The organism is Niallia sp. FSL R7-0648, assembly GCF_038007005.1.
GTDB classification, from domain to species: domain Bacteria; phylum Bacillota; class Bacilli; order Bacillales; family Cytobacillaceae; genus Niallia; species Niallia circulans.
The window spans coordinates 3,791,177-3,809,571 of record NZ_JBBOWE010000001.1 but is presented as its reverse complement, the minus strand read 5'-3'; the positions used below and the strand labels follow the sequence as shown (position 1 = coordinate 3,809,571).

The following is an 18,395-nucleotide window of genomic DNA, read 5'->3' as shown; positions in this document are numbered from 1 at the left end:
CTCTATTCCACTAGTACCATTTGATTCTGTGGAATAATTACCGTTACTTCTTGTCCGTTTTTAAATGGCTGAACCATTTCTTTATTAATCGTGAAATCACCGAGGGCTGTTTCTACCACATATTGATAGCTTCTGCCAAGGAATGTCGTAATTTTAATGATTCCCTTCATTCCATTCGTTGGGATAGCATCTATGCTTGGCTCCATCATAAAATCATCGGGACGAATGGCGCCAACTTTTTTATTGAGATTTTCCATATGTGCATGTCGATCAACCTTGAAGATCAATCCAGCTTTTTCAAGCTCGATATGATCCTCATGATCTATTCGTTTATCAAAAGGAATGAAGTTTTTAAAGCCGATAAAGTCAGCAACGAACTTTGTTTCGGGATATTGATAAATGGTCGCTGGGTCGCTCAGCTGTTCAATGACTCCTTTATTCATAATGGCAACTTGATCTGAAATCGAGAAGCATTCTTCTTGGTCATGGGAGACGTAAACAGTAGTGATTCCTAGTTCTTGCTGAATTCTGCGAATCTCTACTCTCATATTGACTCTAAGGTTTGCATCAAGATTACTTAGTGGTTCATCAAATAGTAGAATATCAGGTTCGATTACTAAAGCTCTTGCGATTGCCACACGTTGTCTTTGGCCACCAGATAGCTCGCTGGGAAATCGTTGTTCAAATCCCCTTAAGTTTACGATCTCCAGCATATTTAAAACGCGTTTCTCGATTTCCTTTTTGTTGATTTTTCGTAATCGCAAGCCAAATGCAATATTGTCAAAAATAGATAGATGAGGAAAGAGCGCATAGTTTTGAAAAACAAAGCCGAAATTTCGTTTGTTAACAGGAACCTTTGTATAATCTTTACCTTCAAAAATAAATTTTCCTTTACTTGCTTCTAAAAATCCTGCAATTAAGCGCAATGTCGTTGTTTTTCCACAGCCGCTTGGACCTAACAGGGAAACAAGCTGTCCTTTTTCAATACTTAAATTAAAATCTTCTAATATATTTTTCTTTTCATATGCAACAGATACATTTTCTAAAGTAAATAAAGCCATTTTTATCCTCCATTATCTTTTCGTGAAATAAGACAATCCCATTAATCTTTCCACTACAAACATAAAGATAGCAGTTAAGAACATTAATAGAACAGAGATGGCTGCAACAGTAGGATCAAAATAATTCTCTACATAAAGCAGCATTTGAATAGGGAACGTACTGACACCGGGTCCAGTCATATAAACCGAAATATCCACATTGTTGAAGGACTCTAAAAAGGCAATCATGACAGCCGCGATAATGCCAGATTTAATGTTCGGCAATACGACACGAAAGAATGTACCAATTCGATTCGCACCAAGACTAAGTGCCGCTTCTTCTATGGAAAAATCAAAGTTTGCCAGACTAGAAGAAATGACGCGAATAATAAATGGCAGCATGATGACTGTATGACCGATAAATAAGGATAAATAAATAGGAAGGTTATAGGTCACAACAATATAACGCAAAAAAGAGAAACCTAGAACGATTCCTGGAATAAGAATCGGAGAAACGAAGATAGCATTAATGATCCCTTTGCCAGCAAAGTTAAAGCGGCTAAGCGCATAGGCTGCTGGTACACCAAGTAGTAATGCTAAAATGTTTCCTGCTATGGATACAATAATGGATGTTTTAAAGGTGCTTAAAAACATTTCCACTTTAAAAATATTCTCATACCATCTAAGGGAAAACTCTTCTGGAGGGAATTTCAGAATACTTCCACTCTCAAAAGAGGTAATCGATATTATTACAAGCGGCCCAAGTAAAAAAATAAAAACAAGGATCGTAAACAGGGCCAATCCTCTATGTTTTTCCTGCATACACGTTTACCCCTTTGGATTTAGTTTTTTCGCAACACCATTCATGATCGTAATAATGATAAAGGTACAAATAATCATTATAGTTGCCACAATAGAGGCAAGTTTCCAGTCATTTAAGGTAATTGCATTTTGATAAAGAAAAGTGGAGATAACCCGTTGTTTTCCACCGAGCAAAGCAGGCGTAGTATATGCGGTAAAGCTGCCCACAAATACTAAAATACTTCCAATTACAAGACCGGGAACACATAATGGCACAATGATTTTCATAAAGGATGCCATTTTGGAAGCACCAAGACTTTCTGCTGCACGCAGTAAATCACTGTCGATATTCTCCATTACACCAACAAGCGTTACGATAATTAATGGAAGAAAAAGGTGAACTAAACCGATAATAATTGCATTAGGCGTATATAAAATATTTAAAGGTTCTTGGATAAGCCCTAGACTCAATAACGTTTTATTTAACACACCATTTTTCCCAATAATAATCATCCAGCTAAAGGAACGAACAACAGGACTTGTCAGCAATGGAAAAATCGTGAATAACAGGAGAACCGCCTTTCTTTTGCTAGGAAGCTTCGCAATATAATAGGAAACTGGAAAGCCAATTAAAATACAAATAAAAGTTGTGAGTAAACTAACGCGTAAAGTAGTAAGAAGGATATCGATAAAGTATTTATCCTTAAAAAAGTCGATATATCCTTGCAAACTAAAGGATCCTCCCTCATTAAAGGTTGTCCCCATCATTGAAAGAATAGGTATTACTAAAAATATCGTTAAAAATAATACTCCTGGCAGTAAAAGTAAATATAAATATCGTTTCTTCAAGACGTCACTCCCTTTCCTCAAAGTGACCATTCAAAATATCAATAAACATCTGGAAGAAGGCATCAGCATCTACTTGTAGGGAAATATGCAAATTCGCTTCTCTTTGTAGACGATTTTGAAAATCACAGACGAGCTGACCATCACATAATTCACTTCTTGTTTCAACATCGACAAAATACTTTTCTGTTTGTACTAGGCCTTTGTTGAGGGCAATTCCTACAGCGAGCGGGTCGTGCATAGCGCAAGCATGGACTCCGTACCGGTTAAAATATTTTTGTTGATAGTCATTTGTACTTTGAGCAATATAATCTTGTAAAGATTTATCCGTTATTAACTGAAGATGATCTTTCGTTAATAATGCTTTTCTTGTTACATCTAATCCGACTTGCGTGATAGCAGGAAAGCCTGCATGTAAAACAATTTTTACAGCTTCGGGATCAACATAGCTGTTAAATTCAGCAGTTGGCGTTACATTACCTGGTCCCTTTACAACCCCGCCCATAAAAATAACTTCTTTCACGTGATTCGTGATTTGCGGACATTTTTTAACGGCTAAAGCTAAATTGGTTAAGGGGCCAGTAAACACTAATGTTACTTCGCCCGAAAAGCTTAAAATGGAATTGATTAAAAAGTCAGGAGCGAAGCCATCACTCACTGGATGAGTGACAGCTGTCTCCTTTAGTGCTCCGCCTAAACCATCTTCTCCATGTATGAGATGTTCGAAGAATGGTGCTCGTACGAGGGGAGTGGCAGCTCCTTTTATTACTGGAATATGATTTGCTTTTACTAAATCTAGTATTTTGCATGTGTTTGTTGTTGCTTGATCCAGGGAGACATTTCCATTAACAGTTGTAATCCCTAGAATATCAAATGATTTGCTTTTTACAGCTAGTAGAATACCAATTGCATCATCAATGCCAGTGTCTACATCCAATATCAGCTTCTCTTTCATGATGACCCTCTTTTCTATTATTGAACTAGCTCGCGGTTCCAGCGATCAATCCAGCCCTTTAAGTTATCGTTGATAAATTTCATATCTAATGTGTGCAAGCTGGTGATTACCTCTTCGCCATATGTTAACCCTTGTGCTTCTTCTTCTGTTAATTCGACTTGCGTATTAACCGGTGAATCTACTTTATTTTTAGCTGATTTTTCTTGTGCTTCTTTTCCTAAAATATAGTTGATGAATTTTTCTGATAGTTCTTTTTGGTCTGAACCTTTTACGATGTTTACTGTATTCATAACGGCATATCCACCTTCAGCAGGTGTAACAAATTCAGCATTAGGGACTGCTTCTTTTAAATCAGCAAAGTACATTTCCATGATTGGCCCAGCGGCAATTTCTCCTTGAGCAAACATATTTACATATTCAGAAGTTTGACCATATTCTTTTACAACGCTTGGCATTAAGGATTTTAATTGTTCAAAGGCTTTATCTTCGCTAAAAGTTTGTTCACCGCTAACTAAAGAAGCCACGTCTACCATCATTGGCCCTGTTGTAGAGGTAATGCTAGGGATCGTAATTTTTCCCTTTAAATCTGCACTCCATAGGTCTTTCCAAGAAGTAACGGGTTTTGCTACTTCATCTGGATTATAAGCAATTCCAAATTGCGCTATGGTATAGGCAGGTCCGTACTCTTCACCAAGTGGAGCTTTAGCCGTTTCATAAATATTGTCTAGATTAGTCAGCTTGCTGCGATCAATCGTTTCAAAAACATTATCTTCAATTCCTTGCTGGGCGTAATAGTCGGATAAAAAGATGACGTCAACATCTGAATTTCCTTGTCTCACTTTATTTAAGCGGTCTGCATTATTACCTGTATCTAAGACGATTTCTACATTGTTCTCTTTTTCGAATGGTGCATAAATTTCACTGCGGAAGAAATCTTCATTAAATCCCCAAGTGGAAACAACTAGCTTTTCTTTTTTTTCTTTGCTGTCTGATGCGCCATCGGAACTGCATGCTGCTAATAATAAAAAGGATGATGCGGCTACTGCACTAACTAATTTTTTCATTTTCATTTTAGAACCCTCCGAATGATTTTGTTTTTTTAGGCTTTAAGAAACGATCTTTCTCGCAAGCTATTAAATAATAAAAAAAGACAAGCTTAAATAGAATTATCCTTCTACTTAAGATTGTCTTTTCTTTGTAAACAAAGATTAAACTTATCTTTTGTATATAGTGGCGTTCTGCTTAGATAAATCCAAGAAGAAATCCAAGATTAATGTTTAGTTAATACAATGTTTGTAAAAGCAAGCTGTGTGAAAGAATCATAATCCCTAAGAATCGCTTCAATATTCCAATTTGTCGTTTCTTCTAGTTGTTCTTTTAGCTTTTTCTTAAAAAGTAAGGACAGATGAAAGTCAACCTCTTGTTTAAGGCTCGGTACTTCTCCTTCGAGAGCAGCAGAGCGGGGGGCACGTGGATGCTTCGCTTGAAGTGTAATCACATTCTGATCAATCGTTACCTTCAATAATGTCGTTCCAGCACCAAACAAATCCTTTGAAATCTTATTGTATACCTGAGATAGAAATCTCTTCATTTCATTTGCATCGATGATAAATCACCTGCCAAACTATTGATATTGGTTATTATACATATCATTTTTAAATAATTCAATAGAATGTGCGGATTTTGGCGAAAAAAATATAATTTTGTCGTTTCTGGAGGGGATAATATGGTAAAAAACGAACTATGGAGAGATTTGTGAAATGTGTTCTACAGTTTCTCTATAGAGTATCTTTGCAGGAACAGCTAAAGGGAAATTAATTTTAATATTGATAAAATTTTATATATTCCTAACTTTAGTATATTCTCTTTTCTTTTTCTAGTAGGAGGGAAGATTTTTTTACATTATTTTAGTGTAAGCGAGAGAGTAGTCATGATAGATTGTAATGTTGCATGAAGAAAATTCTTCTTTTTATAACGGTGATAAAGAAACTGTTTATATATTCCTAACTAAGTTTTTGTGCAAATGAACAAGGAAATTTGGTTGGTTTATCAATTGTTAAAGGGCTTACAATGAAATAGAATGAAACCGTATTCAAATGGTTCTATTTGCAAATGGTTTATAAGGGGTATACACCAATTTTAGTAATATTACCAAACAAGGGCAGAACAAAGGATGATTTTTGGAAGATTCGAATGTAATAGACCGTTATTGTCAAGATTAATAGATTAGGAGGATTATTTATGGCAGCTGGGTTAGAGATTAGTTGGATTGGAGCTTTATGTGGTTTGGCGCTGGCAATTATTTTAATTTTGTTTAAGTTAGCCCCAACTTATTCCCTTATTTTAGGGGCGATTGTTGGAGCATTTATTGGTGGTGCTAATTTTTCAGAGACAATTACGATTTTAGTGTCAGGGACTCAAAGTGTTCAAGGAACAGTTATCCGTATTATTGCTGCAGGGGTTTTTGCAGGTGTCATGATGGAATCTGGGGCAGCAGAAACAATTGCCAAGTTTATTGTTGATAAACTCGGTGGGACAAAGGCTATGCTATCTTTAGCATTAGCTACGATGATTATTACAGCGGTAGGAGTATTCATTCCCGTAGCGGTATTAATTGTCGCACCAATTGCTCTGTCTGTGGCAAACAAAATGGGTTATTCTAAGATTGCTGTCTTAGTTGCCTTATCCGGAGGGGGAAAAGCAGGAAATATTATATCTCCTAATCCTAATACAATTGCTGCAGCAGGCGGATTTGAGCTTCACGTTAACCAGGTAATGATAGGGGGACTTATTCCAGCTATTTTTGGTGTAATTGTCACAGTATTCCTTGCATCGCTAATTAAGTATAAAGGAACGAAAGTGACAGATCAGGAGGCGGAAGAACTAGAAAATGCAAACGTCTCCAATTTACCGGCTTTATCTAAAGCTTTAATAACTCCAATTATTGCTATTGTTCTATTGATGATTAGTCCAATAGGAGCATTGCTTGGAATAGATGTACTTACAAAATTGAACATTGACTCCTTGTTTATTTTGCCTTTTGCGGCAGTTGTCGGTACGCTGGCGTTAGGGAAAAAAGAAAAGCTGCTGGATTATTGTACAGCTGGCTTAAATAGAATGACACCAACCATTTTAATTATTATTGGTGCAGGTGCTATTGGTGGATTGATTACTGCTTCAGACTTGCCTTCACAAGTAGTTGCCTTAGTAGAATCATCTGGCATTTCTGGCACATTCCTTGCTCCAATTGCAGGAACTTTAATGGCAGCCGCTACAGCATCTACTTCAACAGGGGTTATTTTGGCAACTGGTTCATTCTCAGAAGCAATCTTGAATACTGGCGTCGCACCTATAGCTGCAGCAGTGATGACACATACTGGCGCTACGGTGATTGACCACTTACCACATGGAACTTATTTTCATGTTACTCGCAACGCTATGAATATGAGTATGGCAGACAGAATGAAAGTGGCAGGTTATGAAAGTATTGTTGGCTTAAGCATGACTATTGTAGCAATTATCCTATATGGATTTATTTTATAAAAAGAGGTGGAAGCAATGGGGAAAACATTTTTATTAGCTCCTGATTCATTTAAAGAAAGTATGACAGCAAAAGAAGTATGTGTTGCTATGGAAGCAGGGATAAAAAGAGCAATCCCTGATGCAGAATGTATCCATGTTCCAATGGCAGATGGCGGAGAGGGGACGGTTCAATCACTAGTAGACGCTACAGGCGGTACACTAGTTACAAAGGAAGTTACAGGACCCCTTCATACACCAGTTTTAGCACAGTATGGTATTTTAGGAGACGGTAAGACTGCTGTCATTGAAATGGCATCTGCAAGCGGAATCCATCATGTTAACAAAGAAACAAAAAATCCCCTTATTACCACAACTTTTGGAACAGGGGAATTAATAAGGGAATGTATAGAGCAAGGCATTACAGATATTATATTGGGAATTGGCGGGAGCGCAACAAATGATGGCGGAACGGGTATGGCCGCTGCGCTTGGCTATAAATTTTTAGATAAAGATGGAAATGAATTGTTGTTTGGCGGCGGTTATTTAAATGAACTTAATACAATTGATTGTTCTCATGTTATCCCACAGTTGAAAAATGTGCATATATTGGTTGCATCGGATGTCACAAACCCATTGTGTGGAGAAAATGGAGCATCGGTTGTCTTTGGTCCCCAAAAGGGTGCTACTCCAGAGATGATCCAAATTTTAGATAGAAACCTACGTCACTACGCTAACAAGGTGAAAGAGTATCTTGGAATCGATATAGTAGATACAGCTGGTGCAGGTGCTGCAGGTGGCCTAGGGGCAGGTTTACTTGCTTTCACTCATTCAACGATGAAGAAAGGAATAGATATCGTAATCGAATATACCAATTTAAAGGAAAAGTTAAAAGCAGTAGATTATTGTTTTACAGGAGAAGGCGGCATTGATTTTCAAACAAAGTTTGGCAAAGCCCCATATGGAGTTTCACAAGCAGCTAAAAGTGTGAACCGTGACATTAAAGTAATCGCACTGGCAGGGTGTATTGGTCAGGATGTGGAAGTTTTGTACGAAGAAGGTTTTGATGCCATTTTTGGGATTGTCCCTGGAGCAGCTTCGATTGACACTTTGCTGGCTCAAGGAAAAGAAAATCTTGCAAGAACGGCAGAGAGTATTGCAAGACTATTAAAATAGCATTGCTTGATTTCATACGAGTATATAGCTGAAGCTGTTCCTTTGACTTAGGAGCAGCTTCTTCACTTGATACGATTAATTAACATAAAGATTAGTTCTACAAGATCCAATATATTTTTAGGATCTTTCCCTGTAATTTTATGAATACGATTCAATCGATAATTTAATGTATTTCTATGTACAATCAGCTGGCTGGCTGTTTCATTCATATTCATATTGCAGTTAAGGTAAGCCTGGAGTGTCTTGATAAGTTCATCATTTGTTTCCAGCAAGTCTGACTGAAGGGCTGTTTTTTTTATTTTTTGCAAAGAATAAGATAAATCGGCAATAAACTCACAATCAGCATAAAATATGATTTTCTGATGAAGAAACAACCCTTTTAGTACTTTTAATGCCAATTTTGTCTGAAGAAAACCATCCGCGATTTTATCATTTATTTTGCTAACGGAAATAAAGATATCTTGATATTTAGCTAGATTCTCTAGCAGCTCTTCCATGTTGTTTGGCTCTTGCACAACCACACATAGTGTAGTTTGATAGGGCTGAAAGAAAGGAAAATCTTTGACTATAGTCTCATCAACGTTTTTCTGAAATTCGATATAGACTAGTTGACTTGGTTTATTTAGCTGAACATTATAGGAGGATGCCTGGTCTATTAAATCCTTTGTATAAATAGTATTTGAGTCTATTAATAAGTTGAAAAATTCCTGTTTTACATTCTTTCTCCTATTTTCTTTTTCCGAAGCAATGCTCTGTTCAATTAATAGCAGAACGGTTGACTTCACTAGTTTTCCAAAAGGGCTGGTTTCCTTTATCTCCCCGCTAATACCAACTACTCCTAATATAGACTTATTCCATTCAATAGGCAGATTAATTCCTTTCTTGACAAATTCTTCATCCCTTTCAATAGGAACTATTCTTTTTTGTTTGATGGCAGCAACTGCACCATGATGGAGCGTGCCGATTCTTTCTTTATTGCCACTGCCAATGATAATGCCTGTTTTATCCATAATATTAATATTATATGGAATATCCTTCATCATTTTATTTACAATTTTTTGTGCCTGTTTGGGTGTTAATTCATACATTTTAACTGGCTCACCACCTTTTAAATAAGAAAGAAAAATACTTGCTATTATATAGTATATATGAGAATTAGATATTTGATTTTTTATATTGCAAAGGAATAGTCGAAAGCACTTCATTTAATGGAAATTAAAAGTAGAGAGAAAACCAAAACAATTCAGTACTCTAAAAAATATCTGGATACTTTTTTTGAAAATACTTTAAAAGAACGGGTAAATTTTTCTGAAACTCTAAACAAATCTGCTGGCCTAATGGAGCGGCATAAATATTCTTTTGGCAAAACGGGCAGACATCCTTTTCTTTGAATATGTGTTTTACATTCAAGGGAAAAGGTTCAGTAGAATTTCCAATTAGAAAGTGATAATCATGATTTTCTATGCGGAATAAAATTTCCAGTCCCTTAAAGCTGCTTGACGGATAAATCTTGGTTACCTCAATAGGAAGTTCGTTAATCAAAAGCATAGTTAGATTCAATCCTTAATATTTATTGTATAGTCTTATTAATAAAATAAACTATATCATTAAATGATAGCGTGTTCAAATAGGAATAAACACCACAAATCAGCCAATATTGTGGTGGTAAAGAAATTTAACTTCCCTTCATAAAATCCAAAATCTTATCCTTCAAATTTCCGATACTTGTAAAAATAATATAATTATCTGTTTTGGTATGTATGATGATCCTGTCAGTGTTTCCATAAGGGAGACCAATTCGTATTCCGCTTATTTCTTTCCCGGCATATGTTTCATCATTTGTTACTGCTGTTATATCTGATAAGAGTATTTCAATGGTACTTAGCTGCCATTTTATTTGTAACTTGTTATTGTTCTTTGTTACTTTGACTTCCAACATTCCCATTCACTCCTTTTAACTATGTTTACGGAGATGATGGGGAAAAGTTTCATGGGATAAGTAACTCTCTAAAAGAGTATGAGCAAGCATACTGACTGGTCTTAACACAAAGTTTTATTGCTCTGTATAACTTGGGGTGAGCATGAAAAAGAAACGGAAATGGTGGAATAGAAATGAAAGTTCTGATGATACTCCGGTGTTTTTTCTTAGCAGGTTGTTGTGTTTTGATTACTTGCGCTTTGTGTGAATTCCTTTCTTCATTTATGTTTAGTTGAATCACTTGAAATGGTATCATAGAGAAATATTAGGTTTTTTCCAATATATACTAAGAAAAAAGAGGATGGATTCTAGATGACTGCCGTTATTAAGATGATAAGGATTTCAGGAGGAAGCTTTTGTTTGAGACTTTATAAGAATCGCTCCTCTGAATGCTTTTCTATTCATCTTCATAAACTAACGAAGGGTGATTTTTTTGAAGAATGTTTTTACTATTTACCGAAATGATTGGATTCGTATTTTTAAGGCGCCTGTTGCGGCACTTCTAATTGTGGCTTTAATGGTGCTGCCATCTCTATATGCTTGGTTTAATTTGGCGGCTTCATGGGATCCATATTCGAATACGAGTGGGATAAAAATTGCAGTAACAAGTGAAGACGAAGGAGCAGTTATTCGCGATTCCTCCGTCAATATTGGCGATGAAATTGTTTCAAGCTTAAAGAAAAATGATAAGCTTGGCTGGGAATTTGTAAGTAAAGAAAAAGCGAAGGAGGGTGTTACGAAAGGAGAGTATTATGCAAGCCTGTACATCCCTCATGATTTTTCCGCTAAGATTGCAACTATTTTAGAGGACAAACAAGTAAAACCAGAGATTGATTATAGTGTAAATGAAAAGTTAAATGCAATCGCACCAAAGATGACTTCTACTGGTGCCTCGACGATTGTGCAGCAAGTAAAGGAAAACTTTATTCATACGGTAAGTGAATCCGTATTGAGTGTATTTAATGATGCTGGAATTAAGCTGGAAGAAGAATTGCCGACGATTAGAAATATAGAAGAGAAAATTTTCGCATTAGAAAAAGAAGTTCCGAAAATAAATGAATTAGGAGAAAAAGTAGTAACACTGGAAGGTAAGTTGCCTGAAATCAATAAGCAAGCACAAAAAATTTTAACATTAGAAGCAGCTTTTCCAGATATTAATGAAGCGAGTAAAAATATCCTGTTATTAGAAGAAAAGCTTCCGGAACTAGATAAGGTTGGTGAAGGCATTCTAGTCTTACAGGAAAAGGCGCCAGAAATTCAAAAGTTAGCGGATGGCGTGATGGAGCTAGATGCTCATTTTTCTGACATTAGTGAAATGGTAACAAAAGCATTATCGAATGTAGAAGACATGCAGTCATTTTTGGAAACAGCAAGTGGTTCATTAGAGAAAATCGAACAAGGGATAAATAACGGGAAGCAATTAGCAGATACACTGCCGGCGTTTATCGATGCAAATGGGCAAGCGCTCGATGCAGTAGGGCCAGTATATAAACAAAATCTTCTTCTCCATCAGAAAACGGCTGATGCTGTTCACCAATTTGCTGCATTAGTTCAAAATGGTAATCTTACTGAAGAGGAAGCAAAAACAAATGCAGTAGCTTTGCAAGCACAAGTGCAAACTAGTATCGATAGTTTAACACGTTCCGTTGCATTATTTACTACTCTAAATAGTGTAACTCCAAATGGAGATGATGCTCTTTTGTCTGAAATTAAAGACTTACAGGCATTACAAACCAATTTTCAGCAAGAAAAAAAGCTGCTACATACGATTCAAGCAGAGGATAAGGAGAAAGCATCCAGTTTATTGGCGTTGTCGCAAGAGGCAATTGAGCTTAGTACTACTCTAATGAATCATTATGACAAGCAAACAGAGCCAGCTATACATCGTGCTATAGAGGGGATAAAGGATTCGGCTCAAAATGCAATGAATGATTTGGAAAGTGCACAGGCAAATATACCAAAGCTAGAAGAGATATTAAAAAATACGGATGAGTCACTTGCCTTTGCGCAAGAAGAATTAACAAAGCTTCATTCTGACTTACCTACAATAGAAAAGAAGATTCATGAAGCAACAAACCTTATCAAGAAAAATATGGACAAAGTTTTAGCAGGTATTAATGATGCCGCAGAATTTTATCAAAAATCTTTTCCGAGTCTGAAAGAGAAGATTCATGCAGCAGCAAACTTTGTTCGTAATGATCTTCCCGCGGCTGAACAAGATATTTCTAAAGTAGCTGCATTTATTAAGACGGATTTACCTAGAGTGGAAGATGCTGTTCATAAAGCGGTAGATATGGTACAAAATGAATTGCCAAATTTAGAAGCGACGTTGACTAAAACGGCAGATTCTATTCGGAAATTTGAAGATGAATATGATTTAGGGGAAATTATTTCCTTGTTGAAAAATGATATACAACAAGAAAGTGACTTTATATCAAATCCGATTGTATTAAATGAAAATTCTTTATTTCCTATTCCTAATTATGGATCAGCGAATTCGCCTTTTTATACAACCTTGAGTTTATGGGTTGGTGCCTTGCTGCTCATTTCTTTATTACGCGTGGATGTTCGAGATCCTGAGGGGATTTACACACCGAACCAAGTATACTTTGGCAGATGGCTCACCTTTGTCACAATTGGATTATGTCAAAGCTTGATTGTGACACTAGGAGATATGTTTATTTTAAAGGCATATGTAGCTGAACCAGTTGCATTCGTATTGTTCAGCATGTTTATCAGCTTAGTATTTATGACAATTGTTTACACATTAGTTTCTGTTTTTGGCAACTTAGGTAAGGGATTAGCGATTATTTTTCTTGTATTGCAGCTATCTGGTTCTGGAGGGACTTTTCCTATTCAGGTTGCACCACCTTTTTTCCAAAAAATTAATCCTTACCTACCATTTACACATGCGATCAACCTGTTAAGAGAAACCGTAGGTGGGATGGTAAAGGAAAAAGTACTATTTTCAATCAGTATGCTTATAGTCTTTAGTGTAATTGCTTTGATTATTGCTCTATTTTTAAAAAAGCCATTAGCAAATGGAACAAGAAAAATGACAGAAAAGGCAAAAGCAAGCGAGATTATACATTAATAGGGACTACGTGGATAAGGAATCTCCCATTATGGAAAGCGAAGGACTGTTTCTACATGATAGAACAGTCTTTTTGCTTTTATTTTTAAGAATAATGTAATGCCGAAAAGGGTTAAAGAAGGAAGGAATCAGCCTTATTAAGTGTTTATGTTAATTATGTAAGCTTCAAGGAAAACTGATGTTGGCTGAAAAAATTCGACTTTAGCTGAAAAGCGAGCGGGTTTGGCTGATAAAAATGAAGTTTGGCTGAAAAGTCCCTAACTTTGGCTGATAAAACAGAAGTTTACCTGAAAACCCAACAGATTTGACTGATAAAACCCCATTTAGGCTAGAATCCTCTCATCTTTGCCATAATGGGAAGCCTTTTTCCAGTAATTTCTCCTATATTTTACTACTCCTTTGACATAAACAGCTGATGGCTAATGGTCCATTGTAAGTATTTGCTTTCCAAACTCAAACTATTGAAACATACCTGAAATACTACAGAAAAGAATTAATATCTTCTCCATTCAGCTATGGAAGGTTGGCAGGTTTTAATATCATCAACAAATAAAATACTATTCTACTTACTTAATCTTCTGCTTGTGTTAGGACTACTAATAGGATTTATTTCTCTAATCTAATGGAAAAAAATACTATTGTAAACGTATTATCCTTTTTATTGACAACTTGTATATACATCTATATCATTAGTTTTATGACATGTATATACAAGATTCGACAAGATTTGCAAACGTTTTTATTAGTATTGGAATAGAATTTACTTTCATCATAGAATAGGAGGACGTAAGAAATGAGCATAGATAAACAGCAGGTTAGTAATATAATTGAAGCGATTGGCGGCAAAGAGAATATTTCTGCTGCAACGCACTGTGTGACCAGATTACGATTTGCATTAGCAGATGAAGCAAAAGTAGATAAAGAGAAGCTTGAATCAATAGATTTAGTGAAAGGGTCGTTTTCGGCAAATGGACAATTTCAAGTTGTAATTGGTCCAGGTACGGTGGAGAAGGTTTATAAAGAATTAATCAATCAAACTGGTGCATCCGAAGGGTCGAAAGATGATGTCAAAAAAGCCTCAGAACAAAATTTAAATCCATTACAGCGTGCTGTAAAAATGTTAGCTGATATATTTATTCCGATTTTGCCTGCGATTGTAACAGCTGGTTTACTAATGGGAATCAATAATGTCTTAACAGGTGAAGGTATCTTTTTTGAGCAATCGGTGGTTCAAGCATATCCACAATGGGCAGACTTTGCTAGTATTATCAATTTAATAGCTAATACAGCGTTTACTTTTTTACCTGGTTTAATCGGCTGGTCTGCAATGACTAGATTTGGCGGAAGTCCTTTATTAGGGATTGTGCTTGGATTAATGCTCGTTCATCCTGATTTATTGAATGCATGGGGATATGGAAAGGCAGAAGAAATACCGACATGGAACATTTTTGGCTTAGAAGTAGAAAAGGTTGGCTATCAAGGTCAAGTTTTACCAGTCCTGCTTGCTTCCTATGTTTTAGCTAAGTTAGAAATTTTCTTAAGAAACAGAATCCCAGATTCCTTTCAAATGTTATTCGTAGCACCTATTGCTTTACTTGTAACTGGTTTTGTATCATTTATTGCAATAGGTCCAATCACATTTTTTATCGGAAACATGATTACAGATGGAGTTGTAGCAATCTTTGATTTTGCGCCAATTTTAGGTGGATTAATATACGGCGGATTATATGCACCGCTTGTTATTACTGGTATGCATCATACCTTCTTAGCAGTAGATTTGCAGTTGATCGGAAGCACTGGAGGAACATTTCTATGGCCGATGGTTGCTTTATCCAATATTGCTCAAGGGTCAGCAGCACTTGCCATGTTGTTTATATTAAAAGATGAAAAATTAAAGAGTTTGTCAGTAACTTCAGCTATCTCCGCGTATCTTGGTGTTACGGAGCCAGCGTTGTTTGGTGTTAATCTGCGCTTCCGCTTTGCCTTTATTTCGGCCATTATTGGCTCTGCTATAGCTGGTGCTTTTATTTCTATCCAAGCAGTAAAAGCACCTTCAATAGGAGTAGGCGGCTTGCCAGGATTCCTGTCCATTTTCCCTAATAATTGGGGAGCATTCTTTATTGGAATGGCCATTGTAATAATCGTCCCATTCCTTTTAACAATATTATTTGCAAAAGTGCGCAAGGCGCAATAAATAGTAGAGTATTTATAACAGAAGGTATCAATGATTCATATTGATATCTTCTGTTTTTATTTACATAAATGACTAAGCAAAAAAGTGAAAAGAAATCTATGCTTCTTTTTATCTTATATGGTGAAGAATTCATTAATATGCGACTTACAATATGATCCTGAAAGTCATATAATTCGCATAGAACAATCCTATTTATCTTGAATTGTTTCTTCTGCTGTTTTTGGTATTTAATAGTTTGTGAGAATCGTTTTTCAAATTACCTTTCCAATTTTTAATTATCTTGGTAAAGTAGTCGTAACAATAAGGAGTTAGTAGAGAAAGGTGGGTGAATCATTTTTTGAAAACGTTTAAATTTAAAGATAGATTACGAAAGGAAATTATGGTAAGTTCGCTTATTACTATCTCGCTGGCTTCCTTGGTGATTTTTGGAGGACTATTTGGCTACTATTACTATTCAATCAACCAAGAAATAACAGAAGAAAGGGAAAGGATTACTAAACAGTATAAAAGTATAACTAGTTACCTTGATGAAAATTTAGAAATGTACAGCGAAACCATATTTGCAAGATATGTAGATGGAAAATTAACTGATAGAGATTTATATGAAGAGTATTATCACCTTCTAAGCAGAAAGGAAAGGAATATAAGAATTCGGTTATTATTATTGGATAAAAATAAAAATTTATTATTTGATAGCGAGAAGAAAGAAGATATAAGGTTGATCTATTTCTTAAATACGGTAGTAGATAATAATCCATTAGAGGAAAAAGTTATACGTCGGATATTTATGACTCCTCAAAGAGAGCATACCTTATTATCTTTAAAAAAGATAAAGGAGGATTCCTATACGATTGGATATGCTGCTTTTTTAATGAATGGAAATGATTTTCTGCAAAACTCTTCAGGAAATGGAACCCAATATCTACTGTATGATAATTATCATAATGTTTTCTCCAGTAGCTCATTCGAATTTTTAAAAGGATCTTTAGAAAAAGTAAGTTCAGAAGTAAGGGATGGAAATTTCCAAAGTGAAGAAGGGAACTATTACTCCAAACATAGACTGCTGGAATCAAATATGAATTTAATTGTTTATAAAAAATTAGAATCACTAAACATATTATGGCGCTTTTCGTTTAGCATCGTCATGATTTTGGTTTTCTTTTTATTACTTTTTTCTCGTTATTCCTCTAAAAAGATTGCTTACAATAATTCTAGATATGTGGAATTTATATCCAATGAAATGAAAAAAGTAACAAATAATAAAAACTATCGCTTTAAGATAGAGTCAAAAGATGAATTCCAATTTTTGAGTGAAAATATAAATCAAATGCTCGATGAATTAGAGGAATTAAATCAAAATAACATTTCTTTACTAAAGGAAAATGTCATCTCAGAACGCAAAATGCTAGAGGCGCAATTTAATCCTCACTTTCTGTATAATACATTGGAAACGATACGAGTAGCAACTTATTATGATACAGAATTAGCTAACAAATTAATCTTAAATCTAAATACCATTTTGAGATATAGCATTTCCAAAATGAATGAAGTAGCAGCCATTAAAACCGATATGCTTTATATTAAAAACTATTTGGAAATTTGCAAAGAACGGTTTGAGCGATTTACGTTTGACATAACGATAGAGGAACAAACAGAGGAATTCCTCATTCCGAAATTGTTAATTTTGCCAATAGTAGAAAATAGTATGAAATATGGATTTAGAGATAGAAGAGATTTACATTTATCAATTAATATCCTCAGAACTGGGGAAAGTTTGACGATACAAATAAGCGATAATGGAGGAGGTATAGATGATAGTACGTTAGTTAAAGTAAATTCAAATGTATTTAAGAAAAGTGGGAACCATCATGGCCTATATAATGCAAAGAGAAGATTATTATTAATGTACCCAAATTCTTACTTCAAAGTAAAAAGTCCTGGGGAACATACGACTGTAATTATGAAAATCAGGGAGTGAGAGAAAAGTGTACAGAGTTCTCATTATTGAAGATGAAAAGTTAATAAGAAAATGGCTGCGTTATGGTTTTGATTATGAATCAGTTAATTGCGTAGTAATTGGAGAAGCAAGTGATGGGGAAGAAGGAATTGAACTTATAAATGAACTAAAGCCTGATATTGTCATTACAGATATTAATATGCCAAGAAAAAATGCCTTTCAAATGCTTGAAGAAACAAAATATCTTATTTTTTCAAAAATTATTGTCTCGGGATATAATGATTTTCCTAATGCAAAAAAGGCAATTTCTTATGACGCAGTTGAATTTATTGTAAAACCGATAAATGAATCAGAATTAAAAGAAGCTATCAGAAAAGCAGGGTCAATGGTAGATATATTGAAACTGGAACAAAAGGAAAAGCAGAAAATAGACGATATGATTAAGGGGTTAGCACATTCATCTTTTGAGGGTCATTATGATCATTTAGTTAAGCAGATGATTCAATATATTGAGAAAAATTACGCAAAAAAGTTTACTTTTAATGCAGTGTCAAATGAACTGGGATATAGCTCATCTCTTCTTTATAAGAAATTTAAAGAGGAAACCAAACAAACTTTTAATGAATACCTGAATCAATATCGAATAAAAAAATCAATTGAAGAGGTTCAACGCGGAGAGTATAAAATTTATCAAATAGCTGAAAAAGTTGGTTTCACTGATTATAAGTATTTTAATCAAGTGTTTAAGAAATACACAGGATATACTTGTACTGAATTTTTGGAGAGAAAGTAGTGTAGAATTTTCTCTGAATTTATAGAATAGTACCATTTGAAA

14 protein-coding genes are annotated in these 18,395 nt (G+C 35.2%); 6 read left to right on the top strand and 8 right to left on the bottom strand.

Annotation, left to right across the window (positions count from 1 at the left end):
• Window positions 1–2: 2 nt before the first annotated feature.
• The 6 genes from NSQ89_RS18570 to NSQ89_RS18545 all read right to left on the bottom strand — a co-directional run bounded on the left by NSQ89_RS18570 (window position 3) and on the right by NSQ89_RS18545 (window position 5,233).
• Window positions 3–1,061, bottom strand: a complete 1,059-nt coding sequence (locus NSQ89_RS18570) for an ABC transporter ATP-binding protein (RefSeq protein WP_095322740.1) — start codon at window positions 1,059–1,061, stop codon at window positions 3–5.
• A gap of 12 nt (window positions 1,062–1,073) precedes the next feature.
• Window positions 1,074–1,862: an ABC transporter permease gene (locus tag NSQ89_RS18565; protein WP_047944426.1), complete on the bottom strand. Its 789-nt coding sequence runs from the start codon at window positions 1,860–1,862 to the stop codon at window positions 1,074–1,076.
• 6 nt (window positions 1,863–1,868) lie between these two features.
• Window positions 1,869–2,690: an ABC transporter permease gene (locus NSQ89_RS18560; RefSeq protein ID WP_061798090.1), complete on the bottom strand. Its 822-nt coding sequence runs from the start codon at window positions 2,688–2,690 to the stop codon at window positions 1,869–1,871.
• 4 nt (window positions 2,691–2,694) lie between these two features.
• On the bottom strand, window positions 2,695–3,642 hold the full coding sequence (locus tag NSQ89_RS18555) for a nucleoside hydrolase (RefSeq protein WP_341133015.1): 948 nt from the start codon (window positions 3,640–3,642) through the stop codon (window positions 2,695–2,697).
• A gap of 17 nt (window positions 3,643–3,659) precedes the next feature.
• Entirely contained in the window at window positions 3,660–4,706 is a 1,047-nt protein-coding gene (locus NSQ89_RS18550) for an ABC transporter substrate-binding protein (RefSeq protein ID WP_172865630.1), read from the bottom strand.
• A gap of 206 nt (window positions 4,707–4,912) precedes the next feature.
• Window positions 4,913–5,233: a Na-translocating system protein MpsC family protein gene (locus NSQ89_RS18545; protein ID WP_047944423.1), complete on the bottom strand. Its 321-nt coding sequence runs from the start codon at window positions 5,231–5,233 to the stop codon at window positions 4,913–4,915.
• 650 nt (window positions 5,234–5,883) lie between these two features.
• Between NSQ89_RS18545 and NSQ89_RS18540 the strand changes: the two genes are divergently transcribed.
• Both NSQ89_RS18540 and NSQ89_RS18535 read left to right on the top strand, forming a co-directional pair.
• A complete protein-coding gene (locus NSQ89_RS18540) occupies window positions 5,884–7,185 on the top strand; it encodes a GntP family permease (protein ID WP_095259512.1) in 1,302 nt (433 codons plus the stop codon).
• A gap of 15 nt (window positions 7,186–7,200) precedes the next feature.
• Window positions 7,201–8,337: a glycerate kinase family protein gene (locus tag NSQ89_RS18535; RefSeq protein ID WP_341133014.1), complete on the top strand. Its 1,137-nt coding sequence runs from the start codon at window positions 7,201–7,203 to the stop codon at window positions 8,335–8,337.
• Window positions 8,338–8,399: 62 nt separating this feature from the next.
• Here the strand turns inward: NSQ89_RS18535 and NSQ89_RS18530 are convergent, their stop codons facing one another.
• Complete coding sequence (locus tag NSQ89_RS18530) at window positions 8,400–9,425, bottom strand: CdaR family transcriptional regulator (RefSeq protein WP_341133013.1); 1,026 nt, start codon at window positions 9,423–9,425, stop codon at window positions 8,400–8,402.
• Window positions 9,426–10,012: 587 nt separating this feature from the next.
• Window positions 10,013–10,276, bottom strand: a complete 264-nt coding sequence (locus tag NSQ89_RS18525; protein WP_047944418.1) for a SunI/YnzG family protein — start codon at window positions 10,274–10,276, stop codon at window positions 10,013–10,015.
• A gap of 472 nt (window positions 10,277–10,748) precedes the next feature.
• Here NSQ89_RS18525 and NSQ89_RS18520 point away from each other — a divergent pair, with 472 nt between their 5' ends.
• The 4 genes from NSQ89_RS18520 (at window position 10,749) to NSQ89_RS18505 (ending at window position 18,353) form a co-directional block, all read left to right on the top strand.
• The gene (locus NSQ89_RS18520; protein WP_341133012.1) at window positions 10,749–13,409 is read left to right on the top strand and encodes a YhgE/Pip domain-containing protein; all 2,661 of its coding nucleotides are present in this window, start codon (window positions 10,749–10,751) and stop codon (window positions 13,407–13,409) included.
• A 793-nt stretch (window positions 13,410–14,202) separates the two neighbouring features.
• Window positions 14,203–15,603, top strand: coding sequence for a PTS system trehalose-specific EIIBC component (gene treP / locus NSQ89_RS18515; protein WP_095259506.1), 1,401 nt, complete (start codon window positions 14,203–14,205; stop codon window positions 15,601–15,603).
• A gap of 337 nt (window positions 15,604–15,940) precedes the next feature.
• Complete coding sequence (locus NSQ89_RS18510; protein WP_341133011.1) at window positions 15,941–17,581, top strand: sensor histidine kinase; 1,641 nt, start codon at window positions 15,941–15,943, stop codon at window positions 17,579–17,581.
• 7 nt (window positions 17,582–17,588) lie between these two features.
• Window positions 17,589–18,353, top strand: coding sequence for a response regulator transcription factor (locus tag NSQ89_RS18505; RefSeq protein ID WP_047944414.1), 765 nt, complete (start codon window positions 17,589–17,591; stop codon window positions 18,351–18,353).
• Window positions 18,354–18,395 lie beyond the last annotated feature (42 nt).